The 21,375-nt window shown below is 68.4% G+C and carries 21 protein-coding genes and 1 tRNA gene; 16 read left to right on the top strand and 6 right to left on the bottom strand.

Features of this window, described 5'->3' with window-relative positions:
- Positions 1-63: 63 nt before the first annotated feature.
- A complete protein-coding gene (locus VH569_RS12090; protein WP_423315538.1) occupies positions 64-759 on the top strand; it encodes an EI24 domain-containing protein in 696 nt (231 codons plus the stop codon).
- 151 nt (positions 760-910) lie between these two features.
- Positions 911-1,789 (top strand): polymer-forming cytoskeletal protein, encoded by an 879-nt coding sequence (locus VH569_RS12085; protein ID WP_423315537.1) that lies wholly within the window; start codon positions 911-913, stop codon positions 1,787-1,789.
- A gap of 95 nt (positions 1,790-1,884) precedes the next feature.
- Here VH569_RS12085 and nth read toward each other — a convergent pair whose 3' ends face one another.
- Positions 1,885-2,520, bottom strand: coding sequence for an endonuclease III (nth, locus tag VH569_RS12080; protein WP_423315536.1), 636 nt, complete (start codon positions 2,518-2,520; stop codon positions 1,885-1,887).
- Between the two features lie 320 nt (positions 2,521-2,840).
- Between nth and VH569_RS12075 the strand changes: the two genes are divergently transcribed.
- Positions 2,841-3,332: a hypothetical protein gene (locus tag VH569_RS12075; RefSeq protein ID WP_423315535.1), complete on the top strand. Its 492-nt coding sequence runs from the start codon at positions 2,841-2,843 to the stop codon at positions 3,330-3,332.
- 53 nt (positions 3,333-3,385) lie between these two features.
- Positions 3,386-3,976 (top strand): DUF2244 domain-containing protein, encoded by a 591-nt coding sequence (locus tag VH569_RS12070; RefSeq protein ID WP_423315534.1) that lies wholly within the window; start codon positions 3,386-3,388, stop codon positions 3,974-3,976.
- Between the two features lie 8 nt (positions 3,977-3,984).
- Here the strand turns inward: VH569_RS12070 and VH569_RS12065 are convergent, their stop codons facing one another.
- Together VH569_RS12065 and VH569_RS12060 are read right to left on the bottom strand one after the other, a co-directional pair.
- Positions 3,985-4,461 (bottom strand): low affinity iron permease family protein, encoded by a 477-nt coding sequence (locus VH569_RS12065; RefSeq protein ID WP_423315533.1) that lies wholly within the window; start codon positions 4,459-4,461, stop codon positions 3,985-3,987.
- A gap of 121 nt (positions 4,462-4,582) precedes the next feature.
- A complete protein-coding gene (locus VH569_RS12060) occupies positions 4,583-6,835 on the bottom strand; it encodes a mechanosensitive ion channel domain-containing protein (protein ID WP_423315532.1) in 2,253 nt (750 codons plus the stop codon).
- Positions 6,836-7,176: 341 nt separating this feature from the next.
- Between VH569_RS12060 and VH569_RS12055 the strand changes: the two genes are divergently transcribed.
- Positions 7,177-7,914: a sulfite oxidase-like oxidoreductase gene (locus VH569_RS12055; RefSeq protein WP_423315531.1), complete on the top strand. Its 738-nt coding sequence runs from the start codon at positions 7,177-7,179 to the stop codon at positions 7,912-7,914.
- 323 nt (positions 7,915-8,237) lie between these two features.
- Positions 8,238-8,314: transfer RNA gene (locus tag VH569_RS12050), tRNA-Arg, on the top strand.
- Positions 8,315-8,332: 18 nt separating this feature from the next.
- Here VH569_RS12050 and ybaK read toward each other — a convergent pair.
- From ybaK to apaG, 3 genes are all read right to left on the bottom strand, one after another.
- A complete protein-coding gene (ybaK, locus tag VH569_RS12045) occupies positions 8,333-8,815 on the bottom strand; it encodes a Cys-tRNA(Pro) deacylase (protein WP_193548476.1) in 483 nt (160 codons plus the stop codon).
- 74 nt (positions 8,816-8,889) lie between these two features.
- Positions 8,890-9,564 (bottom strand): GTP cyclohydrolase I FolE, encoded by a 675-nt coding sequence (gene folE, locus VH569_RS12040; protein ID WP_423315530.1) that lies wholly within the window; start codon positions 9,562-9,564, stop codon positions 8,890-8,892.
- 406 nt (positions 9,565-9,970) lie between these two features.
- The gene (gene apaG, locus VH569_RS12035) at positions 9,971-10,363 is read right to left on the bottom strand and encodes a Co2+/Mg2+ efflux protein ApaG (protein WP_098740939.1); all 393 of its coding nucleotides are present in this window, start codon (positions 10,361-10,363) and stop codon (positions 9,971-9,973) included.
- A 487-nt stretch (positions 10,364-10,850) separates the two neighbouring features.
- Here apaG and VH569_RS12030 point away from each other — a divergent pair, with 487 nt between their 5' ends.
- From VH569_RS12030 to rimP, 10 genes are all read left to right on the top strand, one after another.
- A complete protein-coding gene (locus VH569_RS12030; protein WP_423315529.1) occupies positions 10,851-11,555 on the top strand; it encodes a GNAT family N-acetyltransferase in 705 nt (234 codons plus the stop codon).
- 181 nt (positions 11,556-11,736) lie between these two features.
- Positions 11,737-13,131 (top strand): tRNA (N6-isopentenyl adenosine(37)-C2)-methylthiotransferase MiaB, encoded by a 1,395-nt coding sequence (gene miaB, locus VH569_RS12025; protein ID WP_423315528.1) that lies wholly within the window; start codon positions 11,737-11,739, stop codon positions 13,129-13,131.
- On the top strand, positions 13,128-14,237 hold the full coding sequence (locus VH569_RS12020) for a PhoH family protein (RefSeq protein WP_423315527.1): 1,110 nt from the start codon (positions 13,128-13,130) through the stop codon (positions 14,235-14,237). Before miaB ends, VH569_RS12020 begins: the two co-directional genes overlap by 4 nt.
- The gene (gene ybeY, locus VH569_RS12015; RefSeq protein ID WP_423315526.1) at positions 14,234-14,740 is read left to right on the top strand and encodes an rRNA maturation RNase YbeY; all 507 of its coding nucleotides are present in this window, start codon (positions 14,234-14,236) and stop codon (positions 14,738-14,740) included. The genes VH569_RS12020 and ybeY overlap by 4 nt, the downstream gene beginning before the upstream one ends.
- The gene (locus VH569_RS12010; protein WP_423315525.1) at positions 14,737-15,693 is read left to right on the top strand and encodes a hemolysin family protein; all 957 of its coding nucleotides are present in this window, start codon (positions 14,737-14,739) and stop codon (positions 15,691-15,693) included. Before ybeY ends, VH569_RS12010 begins: the two co-directional genes overlap by 4 nt.
- A gap of 268 nt (positions 15,694-15,961) precedes the next feature.
- Positions 15,962-17,575, top strand: a complete 1,614-nt coding sequence (gene lnt / locus VH569_RS12005; protein WP_423315524.1) for an apolipoprotein N-acyltransferase — start codon at positions 15,962-15,964, stop codon at positions 17,573-17,575.
- Positions 17,576-17,705: 130 nt separating this feature from the next.
- On the top strand, positions 17,706-18,200 hold the full coding sequence (locus VH569_RS12000; RefSeq protein ID WP_377808307.1) for a helix-turn-helix domain-containing protein: 495 nt from the start codon (positions 17,706-17,708) through the stop codon (positions 18,198-18,200).
- Positions 18,201-18,515: 315 nt separating this feature from the next.
- Entirely contained in the window at positions 18,516-19,697 is a 1,182-nt protein-coding gene (metK, locus tag VH569_RS11995; RefSeq protein ID WP_423315523.1) for a methionine adenosyltransferase, read from the top strand.
- Positions 19,698-19,846: 149 nt separating this feature from the next.
- A complete protein-coding gene (gene trmB / locus VH569_RS11990; protein WP_423315522.1) occupies positions 19,847-20,599 on the top strand; it encodes a tRNA (guanine(46)-N(7))-methyltransferase TrmB in 753 nt (250 codons plus the stop codon).
- A 264-nt stretch (positions 20,600-20,863) separates the two neighbouring features.
- On the top strand, positions 20,864-21,364 hold the full coding sequence (gene rimP, locus VH569_RS11985) for a ribosome maturation factor RimP (protein ID WP_109052223.1): 501 nt from the start codon (positions 20,864-20,866) through the stop codon (positions 21,362-21,364).
- The last annotated feature ends 11 nt before the right edge of the window (positions 21,365-21,375 follow it).

The following is a 21,375-nucleotide window of genomic DNA, read 5'->3' as shown; positions in this document are numbered from 1 at the left end:
GATATGCGGGCGGCGGCGGCAGCCATGCCCCGCCGCCCCTCCTTGCCGCCTTACGGACCGCCGATGATCCGCGCCCTCGTGCTTGCCTTCGCCCAGCTGTCCGACCCGCGCGTGCGCCGGGTGGTGTGGACCGGGGTGTTCGTCTCGCTGCTCGCCTATGCCCTGCTGGCGCTCGGCGCCTCGTGGGCGCTGTCGGCGACGCCGCTGACCGGCTATGGCTGGATCGACGCCACCATCGACGTCATGGGCGGGCTGGGGGTGCTGGTGCTGGCGTGGCTGCTGTTCCCGGCCACCGTCGGCACGGTGTCGAGCTTCTTCCTCGACGAGGTGGTGGAGCGGGTCGAGGCGCGGCACTACCCCGGCCTGCCCGCCCCGCGCCAGGCCGGCTGGCTGGAGGAGCTGGCGACGGCGCTGCGCTTCCTGCTGCTGGTGCTGGCGGTCAACTTGGCAGCGCTGCCGATCTACATCTTCGCACCCGGCCTGAACCTGATCGTCTTCTACACCATCAACGGCTATCTGCTGGGCCGGGAGTATTTCGAGATGGTCGCACACCGGCGGATGGACCGCGCCGCCGCGCGGGCGATGCGCCGTGCCAGACCGCTGAAACCTTTTTTGGCCGGGGTCGTCATTGCCTTCCTTTCGACAATCCCCTTCGCCAATTTGCTGGTCCCGGTCGTCGCGAGCGCCTTCATGGTTCATGTCCTACAGTCCATGTCGGCGCCCCTTGCGGCAGGCCGGACGACCGTGATACGCCGCTAGGCGGCACGGCCGCACACCGTCGCCTGCCCGGAAACCGGCCGCCCGGACACCGATTGCGGCGACCGCCTTCCCGGCGGGGCGCCTCCGGCACCGGGCCACACGATTTCCAGGCCATCCCGCCACCCGAATGTCCAGACTGGGGGAACCGCTCATGCTGTTCGGACGAAAGACACCGCCCGCCGCTCCCAAGGCCGACAGCCCCGTCCCGCCGCAGCCGGGTGTCCGTCCGTACACCCCGGGCGAGCCCGGCGCCGTCTCGTCGCCGCTCGCCTCCCTGAATAATCCGGGGCTCAACAACCCGGCACATGCCCCGGCCTCCACCCCGGCTTCCGCTCTCGCGGCCGGAGCAGCCGCCCCCAGCATGGCCCACGCCCTGGCCGACACGCAGCACGCCGCCCCGGCCTATCCCGACATGCCTTCCGCCTCGAAGGGACCCGACATGAACAGCATTCCCAAGCCCCCGTCCGCACCGTCCGTGCCGGGTGCCGGCTTCAAGACCGACGTGCCGCGCCGGGTCGTCGACATGCCCGGCTCCGCCCCGCGCCAGCCGTCGATCCCCATCGCCAACCCGGCCGCCGCTCCCGTCGCCCAGGCTCCGGCCGCGCCGGCCCCCGTCGCCCCGGCCATGCCCGAGCAGCGCCGCCTGACCGTCGGCCGCGACATCTCGCTGGCCGGCGAGATCGGCTCCTGCGACGTGCTGGTGGTCGAAGGCACGGTCGAGGCCAAGCTGCGCGAAGGCCGGCTGGTCGAGATCGCCGAGACCGGCCTGTTCAAGGGCTCGGTCGACATCGAGGAGGCCGACATCGCCGGCCGCTTCGAAGGCGACATCGCCGTCCGCGGCCGCCTGACCGTGCGCTCGACCGGCAAGATCACCGGGTCGATCCGCTTCGGCGAACTGGCGGTCGATGCCGGCGGCCAGCTGGTCGGCGACATCCAGCTCTACAGCACCGGGTCCAAGCCCGCCGCCGCCGCGGTTCAGCCGGTGGCCCAGCCCGCGATCGAGCAGATCCCGGCGGCCGAGACCGTCTGACCGGCCCCTGCGACCGGCAGAAAACGCAAAACGCCCGGCTGGCTTCCGCCATGCCGGGCGTTTTGCGTTCCGGTCAGGCCCAATTCACGCCCAATTCACGCGATGATCTTGTCCTTGAAGGCGCAGAGGTCGGCGACCGGGCAGACCGGGCAATCGGGCTTGCGCGCCTTGCAGACGTAGCGGCCGTGCAGGATCAGCCAGTGGTGGGCATGGCGGCGGTACAGCTTGGGCACCGCCTTCAGCAGCTTCGCCTCCACCGCGTCCGGCGTCTTGCCGGGGGCGAGCCCGGTGCGGTTGCCGACGCGGAAGATGTGGGTGTCGACCGCGATGGTCTCCTCGCCGAAGGCGACGTTCAGGACGACGTTGGCGGTCTTGCGGCCGACGCCGGGAAGCTGTTCCAGCGCGTCGCGGTCGCGCGGCACCTCGCCGCCATGGCGCTCGATCAACAGCTCCGACAGGCGGATGACGTTCTTGGCCTTGGTGTTGAACAGGCCGATGGTCTTGATATGGCCGCGCAGCCCCTCCTCGCCCAGCGCCACCATCTGCTGCGGCGTGGTGACGAGCTGGAACAGCGGTCCGGTCGCCCGGTTCACCCCGACGTCGGTGGCCTGGGCCGACAGCACCACGGCGACCAGCAGCGTGTAAGGATTGACGTATTCCAGCTCGCTCCGGGGTTCCGGATTGGCGGCGGACAGGCGGCGGAAGAATTCCTGGACGGCGGCTGGCTTCATGGCCGCCACCATAGCCGCAACGGCCCCGCCTGCGCCAGAGGCGGAACGGGCCGTTCGGAGGGGCTGCGGGACGGGTCGATGACAACAGCGAAACGATCCAGCGCAGAACGCAGACCAAACTGCGGCCTTGCGTCGCAATTTGCGACAAACACTCGAACAAGTGACGACGAATCAACAGAATTGGACGCAGAATACCGGCTTTCCGGTCCCTTTCACGGTGGCGTATGATTTGCTGACTGCCGGGACACCGCTTGAACGCCTGCAAAAGAACCATGGATCATCCTGGTTGTGGCGTTCCGATCGGATAAGGGTATCTTGATATGACCGCGTCTTATCTTGTGGAACTGAAGGATTGGGGACTGCATGTCCGGTTGCAGGGCACCCTGTCGCTGGAGCAGCGCGACAGCATCGCCCGGCAGGTGGAGAGGCACTGCGCCACCCTGGGCGCCCGCGGCACGTCCTGGAGCAGCCTTGTCGAGTTCGACCGCTTCGAGGCCGAGGAAGGGTTCCGGCCGGAGATCGTCGTCGCCCTGATGAAGCTGGCCCGGCGCTGCGGACAGCTGCGCTGCGGCGTGGTGATGACCGACTGGCACTGGGCCTCGGTGATGGCGGAGGTGATGATCGCCGCCGGCATCGACGACCAGGCGCGGATTTTCGTCCTGGCCAAGGGTCCGACCGTCGAGGGCAGCCTGGCCGGAGAGATCGAGGGCCGGCCGGCCGCCGACCATCCCGCCGACTATCCCGGCATGGACAGCGCCATGGCCTGGGTGCTGAACGGCGGCGCGGTGCCGATGGTGTCGAGGGCGGCATAACCCCGCTTTCCTCGCGGTTTTCTGCCGGGCGGCGCTGGGGTAGGATGGGCGCCATGCCAATCGACATCAGCGGCCCGCAACCCGGTGGCCGGCATCCCGGCGACGGTCCCTCCCCCGCGGAAAGCGGCGGCGGCAGCGGCTCCGTGCGTGTGCTGTTCGACGCCATCCTTCACCCGCACCGCAGCCTGGGCCGCAGCGGCTTCCGGGTGCTGATGGCGGTGGTGGTGGCGATGAACCTGATCGTCGCCGGCATCTTCGTCGCCCATGGCGCCTGGCCGGTCGTGCCCTTCTGCGGCCTGGACGTGCTGGCGCTGTGGCTGGCCTTCCGGGTCAGCTACCGCTCCGCCCGCCAGTACGAGCGGGTGCGGCTGACCGAGACCGCGCTGACGGTGCAGCGGGTGCATTGGAAGGCGCCGGAGCGGCGCTGGTCCTTCCATCCCTACTGGCTGCGGATCACCCACACCGAGCCGGCCGACCATGAGCGCCGCGCCGCCGCCGGGCAGGTCACGCTGAGTTCCCATGGCCAGTCCGTAGGCGTCGGGTCCTTCCTGTCGCCGGACGAGCGGTCCAGCTTCGCCCGCGCGCTGGACGATGCGCTGCGCCTCTGGCGCCGTCCCCCCTGCCCGCCGGCGCCCGCCGGATAGGGCAAGCCTCAACGCTTGTCGGCCGGGTCGGGCAGGCCGCGTTCCTCCAGCTCCTCGTCGACCTCGCGCTCCACTTCACGCTCGACCGCGCGCTCCACCTTCTCGTCGATGCGGTGGTCCAGGCACTCGGCGGTCTGGGCGAGCTTTTCGAAGCTGCGCTTCACCTTCGCCAGCTCGGCTTCCGGCATCTCCTCCACGTCGATCATGCCGTTGCGGGCGGAGTGGGTGGCGCGGATCAGCTCGTCCAGCTTCAGGTGGATGGCCTGGGTGTCGCGGTTCTGGGCGTTCTGGATGATGAACACCATCAGGAAGGTGACGATGGTGGTGCCGGTGTTGATCACCAGCTGCCACGTGTCGGAAAAGTGGAACAGCGGCCCGGTCAGCCCCCAGACCAGCACGACGGCGAAGGCGGTGACGAAGGCGCCCGGACGGCCGGACTGGCGCTCCATCCAGCGGGCGAAACGGGAAAAGGCATCGCTGACCATTTTTGCGGCTGGCTCCCGCTCGTCGGACGTACAGGACGTACATAAGGAAAACGCCCGGCAATGCCGGGCGTTCCCTGTCCGTAAGGTCGGAGGCTGTGCTTACGGGCAGTACCCCCGGCGGTCAGGAGCCCTGGCTGAGCGCTTCCGCCAGCGCGCGGTCCTGCGGGTTCTGGCCGACGACCAGCTGCATCGACTGGGTCGGCATGGAGATGCCCTGCTCGTCGAACTTCTTCTTCAGCAGGCGGTTGAACTCGCGGGTGACGCCCCACTGGCGGGTCGGGCGGGTCTTGAACTGGGCCAGGATGTTGATGCCGGTGTCGGACAGCTTGTCGACGCCCAGCACCTCCAGCGGGGTCAGGATGTCGGCGGCGAACTGCGGCTGGGCCTGCACCTCGGCACCGGTCTCCTTCAGCGCGGCGATGATGCGGTCGGGGTCCTCGCGGTTGGACACCGTGATGTTGAACAGGGTGACCGAGAAGTCCTTGCTCATGTTCTTCACGGTGGTGACGGCGCTGAACGGCACGGAATGGACGGCGCCGGCCCCGTCGCGCAGGCGGATCGAGCGGATGGAGATCGCCTCCACCGTGCCGGAATGGCCGCCGCCGACATCCACCACGTCGCCGACCGACACCGTGTCCTCGAACAGGATGAACAGGCCGGTGATGATGTCCTTGACCAGCGTCTGCGATCCGAAACCGATGGCCAGACCGACGACGCCGGCACCGGCCAGCAGCGGCGCGATGTTGACGCCCAGCTCCGACAGGGTGATCAGCGACACCATCGTCACCAGCAGGATCAGGAAGGCGTTGCGCAGCAGCGGCAGCAGCGTGCGCATGCGGGCGCTGCGTTCGATGCGGGTGCCGTTGCGGTCGGTGGCGCGCAGGAAATGCTCGATCAGCGCGCTGACCACCTCCCAGGCGACGATGGCGCCGGCCAGCAGCAGGCCGATGGAGATCGTGCTGCCGACGATGCGGCGGCCGGCGGCGGTTTCGACCATGCCCAGCGTGTCGATGCCCCAGCCGTTCAGCGCGGCGCCCAGCGCCACCAGCCAGATGATGGCCTTGCCGATGCGCTGGACGATGGGGAGATAGTGGAAGGCGCGGGTGTGGAGCTGCGGCAGGTTGCCGGCCAGCTCGCGGTTCATGGTCAGGCCGCGGCGCAACGTCCGGTTCAGCCCGGTCACCAGAAGCCGGGCCACCACCACCGCCACCATGGTCACCGCGGTGCCGCGGGCCAGGAATTCGAAGCCGCCATAGACGTTCAGCACCCAGACGCCCAGCGTCACCACGACATAGAGGATGGCCAGCACGTGCCAGATCTCGGCGAAGCGGCGGCGCGCGGTGCGCAGCACCGCCCCCTGCCCTTCCGCCTCGCGCCGGGCGGTCGCCAGCGGGTCGCCGTCGCCCGACAGCGGGTTGCCGCGCATCCAGTCGGCGACGCCGACCCGGTTCTGCAGGATCAGCGCGATCAGCATGGCGGCGATCACTACGCCCAGCAGCTTCAGCAGCGCGCCGTAGGCCCCCAGCGGCAGGCCCAGCACATAGGCCCCCTCCGCCAGGAAATAGCCGTAGACGGCGACCGCGATCAGCCGGCGCGACCAGATGTAGCAGCGCTTCGCCCCGGCCTCGCTGGTGTGGACCAGCCGCAGGTTGGGGGCGTCGGGCGCGAACAGCATCCGCACCAGGATCAGCAGCGCCTGGGTGATGACGGTGGCGTTCACCACCGCCAGCGCCACCAGCCGCACGCGCGGCGCCGGTTCGGTCACCGACAGGATGGTGTAGGCGACGACGATGAAGCCGAGGATCGGCGCCAGTTCCAGCACCGCCCGGCCGAGCAGCATCGGGATGCGCAGCAGGGAGGAGCCGACGGGACGGGCGGCCATCGCATGGCGCGGCCGGCTGAGCAGCCAGCCGATGCCGCGCGCGGCCACCGCGCCGATGCCGAGGATCATCGCCAGCTGGATGGCGATCTGCACCCAGCGTTCGCGGGCGGTGTCGTCCTGCACCTGCCGCTGCACCCAGGACAGCGCTCCCGGCAGGTCGGAGAAGACGTTGGCGACCTGCACCAGCTGGCGGCTGACCACGTCCATCCGCGCCGCCAGGAAGGCCAGCGCGCGGGCGCCGAGGGTCTGCGGCAGCGCCGACTCGCCTTCCGCCTCCTTGGCCTGGGCGAGGCCGCGCTGGGCGGTGATCAGGTTGCGCAGCTGGGTGACCAGCTGGGTGCGCGCATCCTGGTTCTCCAGCGTGCCGACCAGAGCCTCCAGCTGCTGCACGGTCGCCTCGTCCACCACCACGGGCGCGGTGGCGGCGGGAGCGGCGGCACCGGCGGCCGGAGCCGGAACCGCGCCGGCGGGCGCCGCTGAGGCGGCGAGCACCGGAGCCCCCGCCCCGGCGAGCAGACCCACGAGAAGCAGGACGGCCAGGCCGCCGGACAGGAGCTGACGCCAAACGCTTGAGGAAGGGTTTGCGGCGGGCGTTGCGGACCGGATCATCGGCAATTCACTCGGGTGGTCTCTGATGGGGCGGCGACAAGGGTGGGCGGCGAAAACACGGCCGGCCGGCACCCTGGCGTGGAACTGTGGCTCCAATATGCCGGGTTTCGGGAAGTTAGTTCTCCCGCTTCCGCTTGCCAACCCGACTGTCTGTTCCTTTTTTAAGCGGGACCCCTGCCGGCGGAGATGCCGGCGGAGCCGGAAGCGCTGAGTAAGGATGAGCCATGAGCGAGACACCTCCCAAGCCGGAGCCCAAGCCGGAGCCCAAGCCGGACGGGCGTACCGGACTGGAACCGGACCGGACGATCGGACAGGACGGCACCGTCCGCGACAAGCTGGTCGCCACCAAGGAGCAGTGGGCGCGCGATGGCCGTGCGCTCACCGGCCATGCCGCCGACCCGGCGCGCGACCGGCTGCCGCCCGGCCAGCGTCTGGTGACCGACTGGCCGGTGCTGGATCTCGGCATCACGCCGAAGGTGACGACGGCCAACTGGACGCTCGCGGTGGACGGGCTGGTGGAGACCCCGCTGTCGTGGAACTGGGGGGATTTCCAGGCGCAGCCGCAGGAGAGCTTCGTTTCCGACATCCACTGCGTCACCACCTGGTCGCGCTACGACAACCGGTGGGAGGGCGTCAGCGCCCGCCGCCTGCTGGAACTGGCGCGGCCGAAGCCGGAGGCGCGCTTCGTCGTCTTCCATTCCTTCGACGGCTACACCACCAACGTCGCCCTGTCGGACTTCGACGACGACGGCGTGCTGCTCGCCACGAGCTGGGAGGGCCAGCCGATCAGCCGCGAGCATGGCGGCCCGGTGCGGATCGTCCTGCCCAAGCTGTATCTGTGGAAGAGCGCCAAGTGGGTGAAGCGGATCGAGTTGCTGGCCGGCGACCGCAAGGGCTATTGGGAGGTCCGCGGCTACAACAACCACGCCGATCCGTGGCTGGAGGAGCGCTATTCGGACTGATGGGGGCCGGCAGGGGCAAGTCACTCGCCTGAACGCGAGGTACTGGAGACGCAGGCAACAATCGACACGGATTTCACGGATTTTGACACGGATTTCACGGAACCGCCCGGTTCAGCACGGTCCATCCCGGTCGCCATTCCTATGGATTGACGTCCCTGATACAGCCTGATCTGTGTAATCCTTGTGGAAATCCGTGTAATCCGTGGTCTATGTTGCTTCCAACGGCGTGACGCCCGCCTTCAGGCGAGCGCTCCGGCGACGCCGCACTTTCACCAAAAGCCGCTTTCCCCTTCCCGGCGAAACCGTTAAGGTGCGGCGCAAGTGGCCCCGTAGCTCATCAGGATAGAGCGCGAGTTTCCTAAACTTGAGGCAGCAGGTTCGAGTCCTGCCGGGGTCACCACCACCGTAAAATCATGACTCAATGTGCGACGATGGCGCAGACCGCCGCTTTCGTCGCCTTGGCCAGATCGGCGGGCGCCAGCACGATCTGCAAGCCGCGCCGGCCGCCATTCACCACCATTTCCGGCAGCGCTTCGGCGCTCGCGTCGATGAAGGTCGGCAGCGCCTTCTTCTGGCCGAGCGGGCTGATGCCGCCGACGAGGAAGCCGGTGGTCTTTTCCGCCAGCGCCGGGTCGGCCAGATCGGCCTTCTTCGCCTTGGCCGCCGCGGCGATGGCCTTCAAATCCAGCTTGGCCGCGACCGGAATGACGGCGCAGGCCAGCGCCTTGGGCTCCAGCTGGACGATCAGGGTCTTGTAGACGATGGCCGGGTCGAGGCCGAGCGATTCGGCCGCGTGCAGGCCGATGGCGTCGGCCGACGGGTCGTACTCGTATTCCATCAGGCGGAAGGCGACGCCCGCCGCCTTCGCCGCATTGACCGCCGGGGTCACCTTCGCCGCCATGCTCCACACCGCTCACTGGGAAATAGCGGCGGGAGCTTGGCAGGCAGCGGTTTGAGTGTAAAGCCCTGCGGACCTCACTCCATCCCGCGCGACGACGGGTTGCCGATCATCGTCAGGAATTCGCGGCGGGTCGACGGGTCGGTGCGGAAGGCGCCCAGCATGCGGCTGGTCACCATGGTCACGCCGGTCTTGTGGATGCCGCGGGTCGTCATGCACTGGTGCTGCGCCTCGACCACCACGGCGACGCCCTCGGGCTGGAGGACCTCGTCGATGGTGTTGGCGATCTGCGCCGTCATCTTCTCCTGGATTTGCAGGCGCTTGCCATAGGCCTCGACCAGCCGCGCCAGCTTGGAGATGCCGACGACGCGGCGGCGCGGCAGATAGGCGACATGGGCCTTGCCGATGATCGGCACCATGTGGTGCTCGCAATAGGACTCGACCCGGATGTCGCGCAGCACGACCATCTCGTCGTAGCCGTCGGTCTCCTCGAAGGTGCGCGACAGGATCTCGACCGGGTCGATGCCGTAGCCGGCGAAGAATTCCTCATAGGAGCGGACGACGCGGTCCGGCGTGCCGACCAGCCCTTCGCGCGCCGGATCGTCGCCGGCCCAGCGGATCAGGGTGCGCACGGCCTCCTCCGCGTCGGCGCGGGACGGGCGGGCAAGGGCGTCCGGCCGGGACAGGCCGGGGCCGCGGAGCACGTTGTCGGCCGCCGGAGGCTTGGCGTGCGGGGTCTTGGTAGCCGTCACGGGAACATCCTTTCCATAACTGATAACACGCCTTGCGTGGACCATCGGCCGTGAGCCGACGGCTGTCGCGCAACACGCCCACCCTGTCTGGCGTCACTCGGGTTTGCCGTCAGTACGGAGCCGATGCCTCGGCGGATCAACCGAACGGCCCGCAAGACGAAAAGGAGACATCTAGAACGGAGTGGCGGCGCCCGCCTTTCCGTTTCCGCCCGGTTTCTGTCGCCGGACGCCATCCGGAAGATCCTAGATAGGATCCGGCCTATGACCTTCAAGCGATGGACAAAGTACGGGCAGCCATGCGGCTTGTCAAAGCCGCGTGTTGAATTCTTCCAATAACCACACACATTCTATTGTATTATTCGCCCGCGTCCTTTTTCGAGCCCGCTTTTTGCAGCCGGTTCACGGATCAGTTCAGCTGCATCGGCTGGTGCGGACTGTCCAGCGAGAAGGCCGGGATCGTCACGTCGAAGGCGCGGCCGTCCTCGCCCTCCATGCCGTAGGTTCCGGCCATGATGCCGGACGGCGTGCCGAGCGGGGTGCCGCTGGTGTATTCGAAATGGTCGCCCGGCTCCAGCACCGGCTGTTCGCCGACGACGCCGGGGCCCCGCACCTCCTGCACGCGGCCCATGGCGTCGGTGATGCGCCAGTGGCGGGTGCGCAGCTGCACCGTCTCCTCGCCCTCATTCTCGATGCGGACATGATAGGCCCAGACGAAGCGTCCCTCCGCCGGGGACGACTGGTCCTCCAGGAACACGGGCTGGACGGTGACGCGGATGTCGTGGGTGACGGCGGTGTACATGGTCGAGGATCCTGGGGGGCAATCCTGGGCGGGCAATCCGGACGGACAGCCCGGTAAACGGCGCCGGCCGGAAAACGTCCCGGCGCCCGGGCGAGTCCGGGGCGCCGGGCGGCTGTCGGCCACACAATAAAGTTCCCCCTCCGCACTGTCCAGACGCGGTCCGGACAATCGTGGGACATGCCCGCATTCAGGTGGATACAGTCATGCATCGCTTCGGGGTCTCCACGGTCTTGCGACGGGGGGACGACGATGATATATGCGCAAGTCCCAGCAACGGCCGAAGAGCCTTGTCCATGTCTCGTTCGCACGCCCTTCGCATCCGACGACGGAGCCTCGCACCGCGCATTGCGGTTGCGGCCGTCCTTGGGTCGCGTGCGAACGCCAAAGGCACATCGGGGACCTGACACCCCCGGCCTTCCGGCGGCGGCGCGATCCGCCCTTCAGAAGCCTTCTGAGAAGACCTTCTTCCCGCCGGGAGCCCCACCTGATGATCATCACCGTCGAAGAGCCGAAGCACGCCGCCGCCATCGAAGCCCTGCTGGACGCCTCCTTCGGTCCGGACCGCTTCAACAAGACCGCCTACCGGCTGCGCGACGGCGTCGACTCCATCCCCGCCCTGAACCTCGTCGCCATCGAGCATGACGAGCATGGCCGCGAGGTTGTGGTGGGCACCATCCGCTACTGGCCGATCTTGGTCGGCGGCGCCACCCCGTCCATCCTGCTCGGCCCCATCGCGGTCGCCGCCCATCTCCAGGGCAGCGGGCTGGGCAGCAAGATGATCCGGATGAGCCTGAACAAGGCGGTGGCGCTGGGCCACAAGTCGGTGATCCTGGTCGGCGACGCCCCCTATTACGAGCGGTTCGGCTTCTCCCGCGCCCTGACGCTGGGCATGGAGATGCCGGGTCCGGTCGACATGAGCCGGCTGTTGGGGCTGGAACTGGTCGAAGGCTCGCTGGCCGGCGCCGCCGGCATGATCGGCAAGCCCGAGCAGGCCGACGCGCGGGAGACGGAAGCCGGCGCCACGCCGGTGCTCGGCCCGGTGCTGGCCAGTTCCATCGACCTGCCGGCGGGAGACACCCCCGTCCCTTTCAGCGCCCTGTTCAGCCGGACGGCGGCGGAGCGACTTTGGACTGACCGGGTGCGCCGGACCGACTGGTTCTGGCGCGACGGCCTCCAGGCCGGGGCGGCGTGACGGTTCCGGATTGCGGAAAGCAAAGGCTTGCAAATAGTGGGTGGGGCGAAGCGGGATTGACTCGATTCGCCCCGCACGCGATACCATCTCATCAGGAGCGACGCCGGACCGACGGCGTGCCGCGCGCCACGCAGAACCGTGAGCGCGCTATTCGTTTTTGTTCCAAGCGGAAGGGTGCGGGTTGACCAAGAAGCTGTTCATCAAGACCTGGGGCTGCCAGATGAACGTGTACGACTCCGCCCGCATGGTGGACGTCCTGGCACCGCTGGGCTACCGGCCGGTCGATGAGCCGGACGGCGCCGACATGGTGATCCTGAACACCTGCCACATCCGCGAGAAGGCGGCCGAGAAGGTTTTCTCCGAGCTGGGCCGGCTGCGCCAGATGAAGGACCGCAAGGCGGAGGCCGAGGACGGCCGGATGATCCTGGCGGTCGCCGGCTGCGTCGCCCAGGCCGAGGGCGAGGAGATCGTCGCCCGCGCCCCCTTCGTCGACATGGTCTTCGGCCCGCAGACCTACCACACCCTGCCGGAGATGGTGGCGAAGGCCAGCCGTGCCGCCGGCAGCGTGCTGAACACCGATTTCCCGGCCGAATCCAAGTTCGACCTGCTGCCGGAGGAAGCCGGCAGCCAGGGCGTCGCCGCCTTCCTGGCGGTGCAGGAGGGCTGCGACAAGTTCTGCACCTTCTGCGTGGTGCCCTACACCCGCGGCGCCGAGTTCTCCCGCCCCGCCGGCCAGATCCTGGCCGAGGCGAAGCGGCTGGTCGCCGGCGGCACGCGCGAGATCACCCTGCTGGGCCAGAACGTCAACGCCTGGCACGGCGAAGGGCCGGACGGCGCGACCTGGGGCCTCGGCCGGCTGATCCGCGAGCTGGCGGAGATCGACGGGCTGGCGCGCATCCGCTACACCACCTCGCACCCGCGCGACATGGCCGACGACCTGATCCGCGCCCATGCCGAGGTGCCGCAGCTGATGCCCTACCTGCATCTGCCGGTGCAGGCCGGGTCGGACCGCGTCCTGGCGGCGATGAACCGCAAGCACAGCGCCGACGACTACCGCCGGCTGGTCGACCGGCTGCGCGACGCCAAGCCCGATCTGGCGATGTCCGGCGACTTCATCGTCGGCTTCCCCGGCGAGACCGACGCCGATTTCGCCCAGACGCTGAAGCTGGTCACCGAGATCGGCTATGCCCAGGCCTATTCCTTCAAATACAGCTCGCGTCCCGGCACCCCGGCCTCGGCCGAGGGCGCCCAGCTGCCGGAAGAGGTGAAGGAGGCGCGGCTGGAGGCGCTGCGCCAGCTGCTGGACGCCCAGCAGATCGCCTTCAACCACGGCTTCGTCGGCCGCAGCGTGCCGGTCCTGTTCGACCGCGTCGGCCGCCGCGACGGCCAGCTGCTGGGCCGCAGCCCGTGGATGCAGTCGGTCCATGCCGAGGCGGACGAACGGCTGCTCGGCCGCATCGTCGAGGTGCGGGTCGACGCCGCGCGGGCCAACAGCCTCGCCGGCACGGTGGTGACCGGCGAATACGTCACCGCCTCTCCCTTCCAGCCTGCCGTAACCTTGGAGGCCAGCGCTTGAACGGTCTGCCCGAACGGCGCATCGACGTTCAATTCGATGACAACCGTCTTCTGCCGATGCTGTACGGGGAGCATGACCGCCACCTCGCCCGCATCGAATCGCTTCTCGGCGTGTCGCTGATCTCCCGCGGCAACACCCTGACCATCTCCGGCCCGTCCGACGCCGCCGAAACGGCGCGGACGGCGCTGAACGGCCTGTATGGCCGGCTGACCCGCGGCCAGACCATCGACGGCGGCGAGGTCGACGGCGCCGTCCGCATGGCGACCGCCGAGGCCGGTTTTGCCGGCGTTTCTACTGGTGAGGAGGCGCGCCCCGCCGCCCCGCAGGCGACGATCACACGCGCCGAGATCGCGCTGCGCACCCGCCGCCGCGGCCCGATCACGCCCCGCACCCCGACCCAGGCCGCCTATCTCCAGGCCCTGGCGGAGAGCGAGCTGGTCTTCGGGCTCGGCCCGGCCGGCACCGGCAAGACCTATCTGGCGGTCGCGCAGGCGGTGGCGCTGCTGACCACCGGTCAGGTCGACCGCATCGTGCTGTCGCGCCCGGCGGTCGAGGCCGGCGAGCGGCTGGGCTTCCTGCCCGGCGACCTGAAGGAAAAGGTCGATCCTTACCTGCGCCCGCTCTACGACGCGCTGCACGACATGCTTCCGGCCGAGCAGGTCAAGAAGCGGCTGGAGTCCGGCGAGATCGAGATCGCGCCGCTGGCCTTCATGCGCGGCCGGACGCTGGGCAACGCCTTCGTCATCCTGGACGAGGCGCAGAACACCACGCCGATGCAGATGAAGATGTTCCTGACCCGGCTGGGCGAAGGCGGGCGGATGGTGGTGACCGGCGACATCTCGCAGATCGATTTGCCGACCGGCACCCGGTCGGGCCTGCGCGACGCGCTCGACATCCTGGGCGGGGTGGAGGGCGTGCGCTTCGTCCGCTTCACCGACGCCGACGTGGTCCGCCACCCGATGGTGGCCCGCATCATCCGCGCCTACGATCAGGCCGATGCCCGCGAGGCGGAGCGCAGGCAGACCCGCCGCACCAACGCTGCGCCGGCCGGTTCCGCAGCCGAAACGACCGGCAGAGATGCAGGGATCGTTGGAGAACCGCAATGACCACCGCGGTCGATATCGCTGTTTCACGTGAAGCCGGCGACTGGGCCGAGGATGCCGAGTGGCTGGCCGAGCGCGCGGCGCTCGCGGCGCTCGGCGCCGCCTATGACGACGAGGAAGGCCCGGCCGAGCTGTCGGTCGTGCTGGCCGACGACGAACTGGTCCACCGGCTGAACCGCGAGTATCGCGGCAAGGACAAGCCGACCAACGTCCTGTCCTTCGCCCTGACCGAGGCGGAGGAGCCCGACGCGCAGGAAGGCGTGCCGGTGATGCTGGGCGACGTCATCCTCGCCTATGAAACGGTTGCACGCGAAGCCGCCGAACAGCGGAAAAGCTTGCAGGACCACCTGACTCACCTTGTGATGCATGGTGTTCTGCATCTGCTGGGGTATGATCACGAGACGGACGACGAGGCCGAGGAGATGGAGGCGCTGGAAACCCGGTTGCTCGCCACGCTCGGAATCGCCGATCCTTACGCCGCCAACCACCAACCGCCGGACCGATGAGCGATATATCCGACAGTCGCACGCCCCGTGATGACAACGGGGCCGAAGACCATTCCCTGGGCCACCTGTTCAAGGGGTGGCTCCGCACCGTCTGGGGCGGCCGCGAGGACACATCCCTGCGCGGCACCATCGAAGAGCTGATCTCCGGCCTGGACGATGCGGCCAGCGAGGACGGCGAGGATTCGCTGGGCACCGGCGAGCGGGCGCTGCTGACCAACATCCTGAAGCTGCGCGACCGCACCGTCGCCGACGTCATGGTGCCGCGCGCCGACATTATCGCCGTCGACATCGACACCCCCTTCCCCGCCTTGGTCCAGCGCGTCGCCGAGGAAGGCCATTCCCGCCTGCCGGTGTTCCGCGAGACCCTGGACGACGTGGTCGGCATCATCCACATCAAGGATGTGATGACCCTGATGGCCAGGCAGGCCATCTCCGCCGAAGGCCTGCGCCAGAAGCCGGACCTGAGCGGCATCATCCGCGAGGCGAAGATCGTCGCCCCCTCCATGCATGTGCTCGACCTGCTGGTGCAGATGCGCCAGACCCGCCAGCACATGGCCCTGGTGGTGGACGAGTTCGGCGGCATCGACGGCCTCGTCACCATCGAGGATCTGGTCGAGGAGATCGTCGGCGAGATCGAGGACGAGCATGACGAGGCCGCGGCCCCGCGGCTGGTCGAACGTCCCGACGGCAGCCTGATCGCCGACGCCCGCCTGCCCATCGAGGATTTCGAGGTCCGCGTCGGCCCGGTGCTGACCGAGGAGGAGCGTGAGGACATCGACACGCTCGGCGGTCTGGTCGTCTCCATCGCCGGCCGCGTGCCGGGGCTGGGCGAACGGCTGGTCCACCCGTCGGGCCTGGAGTTCGAGATCGTCGACGCCGATTCCCGCCGCCTGAAGCGCCTGCGCGTCCACAATGTCCCGGCCAACAGCGTGGAGCTGGCGGAGACGGCGTAACACCCGTTGATGCCTGGCCTCTTCTCTGGTCAGCCTTTGCCGGGGAAGGCTATCGCATTTGGATTGCGGTCTCTGACGAAGCCCCTCTCCCCCTGTGGGAGAGGGGTTGGGGCCTTCCTCCGCGGGTGACGGGACACCTCGCAACGCTCCCTCTCCACAACACAGCCCCGCCCACAAGAACCTTGGCACCCCTGCCCGGCGGCATTACCTATGGCGCCGCCCGCCCTGCACCTGTGGCGCCGCTCCCTGCCGCTGCCGGAGTTTTGCCTTGACCGCCACCGACACCCTGCCCGTCCCGGCCAAGCTGGGCCGCGTTTCCGCGCGGCTGGCCGCCCTGACCGGCTGGCGCCGGCTGGCCGCCGCGATGCTGCTGGGCGGGTTCGCCACGCTGGCGCTGCCGCCGGCCAACCTGATGCCGGTCGTGCTGGTGGCCTTTCCCGGCCTGATCTGGCTGCTGGACGGGGCGGAGACCAAAAAGGGCGCCTTCGCCGTCGGCTGGTTCTTCGGCTTCGGCCACCACCTGCTGGGGCTCTACTGGATCAGCGCCGCGCTGTTCACCGACATCGAACGCTTCTGGTGGGCGCTGCCGCTGTCGGCGGTCGGCCTGCCGGTCGTGCTGGCGATGTTCAGCGGCGGCGCCACCCTGACCTTCCAGCTGCTGCGCCGGCGCGGCTTCGGCGCCGGGCTCGGGCGCCCGCTGCTGTTCGCCGCCTGCTGGTGCCTGTGGGAATGGCTGCGCGGCCATGTCTTCACCGGCTTCCCCTGGAACCTGATCGGCTATGGCTGGGTCGGGGTGCTGCCGGTTCTGCAAACCGCCTCGCTGATCGGCATCTATGGCCTGACGCTGGTGACGGTGCTGGTGGCGTCGCTGCCGGCCGCCCTGCCCGACCGCGACACCACGCCCGGTCGCGCCGGCGCCGCCGTCGCCGCCGGTCTGGCGCTGCTGGCGGTCCTCGGCGGCTGGGGCGCATGGCGGCTGGCCGGTGCGGTCGACGAGCCGGTGCCGGGGGTGCGGCTGCGGCTGGTGCAGGCGGCAATCGACCAGCGGCTGAAATGGGCGCCCGGCGAACGGGTGCAGAATTTCCAGAGCCATCTCGCTTTGTCCGCCGCCGCCCCGGCCGATCCCTCCACCCCGCCGCCCAACGTCATCATCTGGCCGGAAACCGCCGTGCCCTTCTTCATCGAGGACGATGCGCGGGTGCGGCAGGCCCTGGCCTCGGTCACGCCGTCCGGCGGGCTGCTGATCACCGGAGCCCCGCGCACGACGGTGGATGCCGACGGCGAACGCCGCTATTTCAACGGCATGGTGGCGGTGGACGGCAGCGGCGCCGCGGTCGCCGACTACGACAAGTTCCATCTCGTCCCCTTCGGCGAATATATGCCGCTGCGGCAATGGCTGCCGGTCGGCGCCATCGCCGGCAACGGGGCGGAATTCTCCGCCGGTCCCGGCCCGCGCACCCTGCATCTGGGCGACCGCGTGGCGGGCCTGCCGCCTTTCAGCCCGCTGATCTGCTACGAGAGCATCTTCCCCGGCGCGGTGGTCGATACCGCCGACCGGCCGCAATGGCTGCTGAACCTGACCAACGACGCCTGGTACGGCCGCACCGCCGGTCCGCACCAGCATTTCGCCATCAATCAGGTGCGTGCCGTCGAGGAAGGGCTGCCGCTCGTACGGGTGGCGAATACGGGAATATCCGGGGTGGTGGATTCCTACGGTCGTGTGCGACAGTTGCTCGGTCTGGGTGAGCGTGGCTTCATCGATACCACGTTACCGAAAGCGCCGGTTGGCGTTACAGCCTATGCCCGTATGGGCGACTGGATTTTCGGCATAGTGCTTCTAGGCTGTTTCATGGCAGCCCTGGCCTCGCGATATCACCGGTGACGCTGCAATACGGGCATTATGCCCGCCACAGGCAGAACAAATTCGTGTAACCGGCATGACCGGAGCGGGCTTGACTGCATACGTGGATATGTCGTAACTAGGTTGCACAACCGTTACAGGGATAAACGAGATGCAGACTGAAACTGGAGCGCCGCGCGGGCGCCGTGCGGGTGCGGGCCGTCCGAAGACCGGAAAGCCGAATCCCATCGATGTCCATGTCGGATCCCGCGTCCGTCTCCGCCGCACCCTTCTCGGCATGAGCCAGGAAAAGTTGGGTGAGGCCATCGGCCTGACCTTCCAGCAGGTGCAGAAGTACGAGCGCGGCGCCAACCGCATCGGTGCATCGCGTCTGTTCGATCTCAGCCGCGTGCTGGACGTGCCGGTTTCCTTCTTCTTCGACGACATGCCGGTCGAAGCGGCCTCGGCCCGCGTCGATGACGACGACGAGGCGGGTGGCTCGGAAGAGCGGTCGGCCAGCACCTACGAGCCCGATCCGATGGCCAAGCGCGAGACGCTGGAACTGGTCCGCGCCTATTACAAGATCAGCGATCCGTCGGTGCGCAAGCGCCTGTTCGAGCTGACCAAGGCAGTGGCCAGCGCCGCCGTGGCGGAAGCCGCGGAGTAAGGTGCGGCGGTGATTTGCAGCAGTGACCCACGGCGGCAATTCACCGCGGCAATTGGGAGCGGCAATTGAGGGCGTCAAGCTCACGGCAGCGACTCCTGCCGGTTGTCCGCGGCCTGTGATACCCACCGAACGGGGAAGATGTGGCGCGACCGTATCCACCCCCTTCGTGTGGTGCCTGCGATGATAGGACCAAGGCCTTACCGCCGGTAGGCTTCTTGACCCCGGCCTGAAACCTTGTCAAAACCGGATTTGGATCGGTGTCTGCGGCCGCTGTACCGGTCTGCCGTTTCGGCTCATGAAATAGCGTGCCGCCGAATGCCGAGGTTTCCCGTGGCAAAGTTGAACTACGTCTTCACCAGCGAGTCCGTGTCGGAGGGTCATCCCGACAAGGTCTGCGACCGCATTTCCGACGCCATCGTCGATCTCTACCTCTCGCACGACCCGCAGGCCCGCGTGGCCGTGGAGACGCTGGCGACCACCAACCAGGTGGTGCTGGCCGGCGAGGTTCGCGGCCCCGCCAGCATCGAGGCCGACCAGCTGGTCGCAGCCGCCCGTGCCGCGGTGAAGGACATCGGCTACGAGCAGGACGGCTTCCACTGGGAGAAGATGGACGTCAAGTGCTTCGTCCATTCCCAGTCCGCCGACATCGCGGTCGGCGTCGACGCCGCGGGCAACAAGGACGAGGGTGCCGGCGACCAGGGCATCATGTTCGGCTATGCCTGCCGCGAGACCCCGGCCCTGATGCCGGCGCCGATCTACTACAGCCACGCCATCCTGAAGTCGCTGGCCGAGGCGCGCCATTCCGGCGCCGCCCCGCAGCTGGGCCCGGACGCCAAGAGCCAGGTCACCCTGCAGTACATCGACGGCCGCCCGACCCGCGCCACCGCCATCGTGCTGTCGACCCAGCATGCCGAGGGGCTGGACCAGGACGCGGTGCGCGAGATCGTCATGCCGCACATCGTCAACTGCCTGCCGGAAGGCTGGATGTGCGACGATAAGAACCTGTACGTCAACCCGACCGGCCGCTTCGTCATCGGCGGCCCGGACGGTGACGCCGGCCTGACCGGCCGCAAGATCATCGTCGACACCTACGGCGGTGCGGCCCCGCACGGCGGCGGCGCCTTCTCCGGCAAGGACCCGACCAAGGTCGACCGCTCGGCCGCCTACGCCGCCCGCTACCTCGCCAAGAACGTCGTCGCGGCGGAACTGGCGGACAAGTGCACGATCCAGGTCTCCTACGCCATCGGCGTGTCGAAGCCGCTGTCGGTCTATGTCGACACCCACGGCACCGGCAACGTCGACGAGGACCGTCTGTCCGACATCCTCCAGCAGCTGGTCGACCTGTCCCCGCGCGGCATCCGCACGCATCTGGGCCTGAACAAGCCGATCTACGCCCGCACCGCCGCCTACGGCCATTTCGGCCGCGAGCCCGAGGTGGACGGCGGCTTCTCGTGGGAGAAGACCGATCTGGTCGAGGCCCTGCGCGGCGCCTTCTGACCGCCCCGACCGGCGGATCACCGGATCTGAAAAAGGCGGCGGAGGCTGGAAACGGCCTCCGCCGCCCTTTTTTGTAAGCCCTTTTCCTGCCGATGCCGCTCTTCGAACCGCATCGGCCGCCATGACCGACAGCCCATAATTGACAGCCCATGACCGACAGCAAAACCGACCGACCGACTGACGAAGCTCCGCAGAGCGAAACCGGAAACCGGCTGTTCGGCCGGCGCAAGGGCCGCCCTTTGCGCAAGCGCCGCACGAGCCTGATCGAGGATCTGCTGCCGCAGCTCCAGATCGCGGTGCCGAAATCCGGCGACAGCCCGACACCGGGATTTTGGGACCCCGCCAGCCTGTTCGACACGCCGAAACGCGAGGTCTGGCTGGAGGTCGGCTTCGGCATGGGCCATCACCTCGCCTGGCAGGCCAGGCACAACCCGGATGTCGGCATCGTCGGCGCCGAGCCCTTCCTCAACGGCATCGCCGGCCTCCTGGGGATGATCGACGACGACGATCTCAGCAACGTGCGCATCCATCCCGACGATGCCCGGCCGCTGCTGGACGCCCTGCCCGACGCGTCGATCGGCCGTGCCTTCGTGCTGTTCGCCGACCCCTGGCCCAAGAAGCGCCATGCCGACCGCCGCTTCATCGGGCCGGAGAACCTGCCGCGGCTGGCCCGCGTGCTGAAGGACGGCGCCGAGCTGCGTCTGGCCAGCGACGACATGGGTCTGGTGCGCTGGATGCTTGAACATACGGTCAAGCATCCCGATTTCGAATGGACGGCGCGCCGCCCGTCCGACTGGCGCATCCGCCCCGACGACTGGCCGGCGACGCGCTATGAGGAGAAGGCGATCATTGCCGGGCGCAAGCCGGTCTTCATGCGCTTCGTCCGCCGCCCGCGGGGGTGACGCATACCCGTTCCGCTTGAGATTCCGGGCTGCCATGACGATCGGTCCCGAAAAGGCTTGCGGCATCGGCCGGAATGACTATATTCAGCCTCTGAGAACCCATACGGATCGGCGGCCCGGGCAACCGGGCCGGCGAGACGCTTTGCGGGTGGGCTTTTGCCCACTTATTTTTTTATGAGCGTGTGGTAACACGCGCTTGTTAAACCTTCTGTTGTGGAAACCTCGTCCGGTTCGATCCCGGCCGCAGGCTTTGGGTTAGGTGGAATGGACGCTACAGGTCGCATCGAACAGATCATCACGCCGTCGGTCGAAGCCATGGGCTATGAGGTCGTGCGCGTTCAGATCTCCGGCGGCCAGCGGGCAATTCTCCAGATCATGGCGGAGCGCGCCGACGGCGCGCCCATGACTGTCGAGGACTGCGCCGACATCAGCCGCTCCGTTTCGGCCCTGCTGGACGTGGAAGACCCGATCCGCGAGGCCTACACGCTGGAAGTCAGCTCGCCCGGCATCGACCGGCCGCTGACCCGGCTCAAGGATTTCGAGCGCTTCGCCGGCTTCGAAGCCCGGCTGGAAAGCCGCATGGCCATCGACGGCCGCAAGCGTTTCAAGGGCATGCTGAAGGGCGTCGAGGACGGCCTCGTGTGCGTCGACACCGAACAGGGACCCGCCCGGCTGGAGTTCGACAACATCCTGCGCGCCAAGCTGGTGCTGACGGACGAGCTGATCCGCGCCAGCCAGGAACAGCAGGAGGGCCTGGAGCACTGACGGCCCGGTCC

The organism is Azospirillum sp. 11R-A, assembly GCF_049472615.1.
Lineage (GTDB): Bacteria > Pseudomonadota > Alphaproteobacteria > Azospirillales > Azospirillaceae > Azospirillum > Azospirillum palustre.
Note: the sequence above shows the minus strand (reverse complement) of the source record. Positions and strands in the feature narration are given on the sequence as shown.

What these genes read in the sequence shown, in the direction of transcription:
- VH569_RS12075 (WP_423315535.1), top strand. Translation starts at nt 2,841, where the DNA reads ATGACCGCGTCTTATCTTGTGGAACTGAAGGATTGGGGACTGCATGTC.
- VH569_RS12085 (WP_423315537.1), top strand. Translation starts at nt 911, where the DNA reads ATGCTGTTCGGACGAAAGACACCGCCCGCCGCTCCCAAGGCCGACAGC.
- ybaK (WP_193548476.1), bottom strand. Translation starts at nt 8,815, where the DNA reads ATGGCGGCGAAGGTGACCCCGGCGGTCAATGCGGCGAAGGCGGCGGGC.
- VH569_RS12070 (WP_423315534.1), top strand. Translation starts at nt 3,386, where the DNA reads ATGCCAATCGACATCAGCGGCCCGCAACCCGGTGGCCGGCATCCCGGC.
- apaG (WP_098740939.1), bottom strand. Translation starts at nt 10,363, where the DNA reads ATGTACACCGCCGTCACCCACGACATCCGCGTCACCGTCCAGCCCGTG.
- VH569_RS12090 (WP_423315538.1), top strand. Translation starts at nt 64, where the DNA reads ATGATCCGCGCCCTCGTGCTTGCCTTCGCCCAGCTGTCCGACCCGCGC.
- VH569_RS12055 (WP_423315531.1), top strand. Translation starts at nt 7,177, where the DNA reads ATGAGCGAGACACCTCCCAAGCCGGAGCCCAAGCCGGAGCCCAAGCCG.
- VH569_RS12000 (WP_377808307.1), top strand. Translation starts at nt 17,706, where the DNA reads ATGCAGACTGAAACTGGAGCGCCGCGCGGGCGCCGTGCGGGTGCGGGC.
- VH569_RS12030 (WP_423315529.1), top strand. Translation starts at nt 10,851, where the DNA reads ATGATCATCACCGTCGAAGAGCCGAAGCACGCCGCCGCCATCGAAGCC.
- trmB (WP_423315522.1), top strand. Translation starts at nt 19,847, where the DNA reads ATGACCGACAGCAAAACCGACCGACCGACTGACGAAGCTCCGCAGAGC.
- metK (WP_423315523.1), top strand. Translation starts at nt 18,516, where the DNA reads ATGCCGAGGTTTCCCGTGGCAAAGTTGAACTACGTCTTCACCAGCGAG.
- nth (WP_423315536.1), bottom strand. Translation starts at nt 2,520, where the DNA reads ATGAAGCCAGCCGCCGTCCAGGAATTCTTCCGCCGCCTGTCCGCCGCC.
- VH569_RS12065 (WP_423315533.1), bottom strand. Translation starts at nt 4,461, where the DNA reads ATGGTCAGCGATGCCTTTTCCCGTTTCGCCCGCTGGATGGAGCGCCAG.
- VH569_RS12010 (WP_423315525.1), top strand. Translation starts at nt 14,737, where the DNA reads ATGAGCGATATATCCGACAGTCGCACGCCCCGTGATGACAACGGGGCC.
- rimP (WP_109052223.1), top strand. Translation starts at nt 20,864, where the DNA reads ATGGACGCTACAGGTCGCATCGAACAGATCATCACGCCGTCGGTCGAA.
- ybeY (WP_423315526.1), top strand. Translation starts at nt 14,234, where the DNA reads ATGACCACCGCGGTCGATATCGCTGTTTCACGTGAAGCCGGCGACTGG.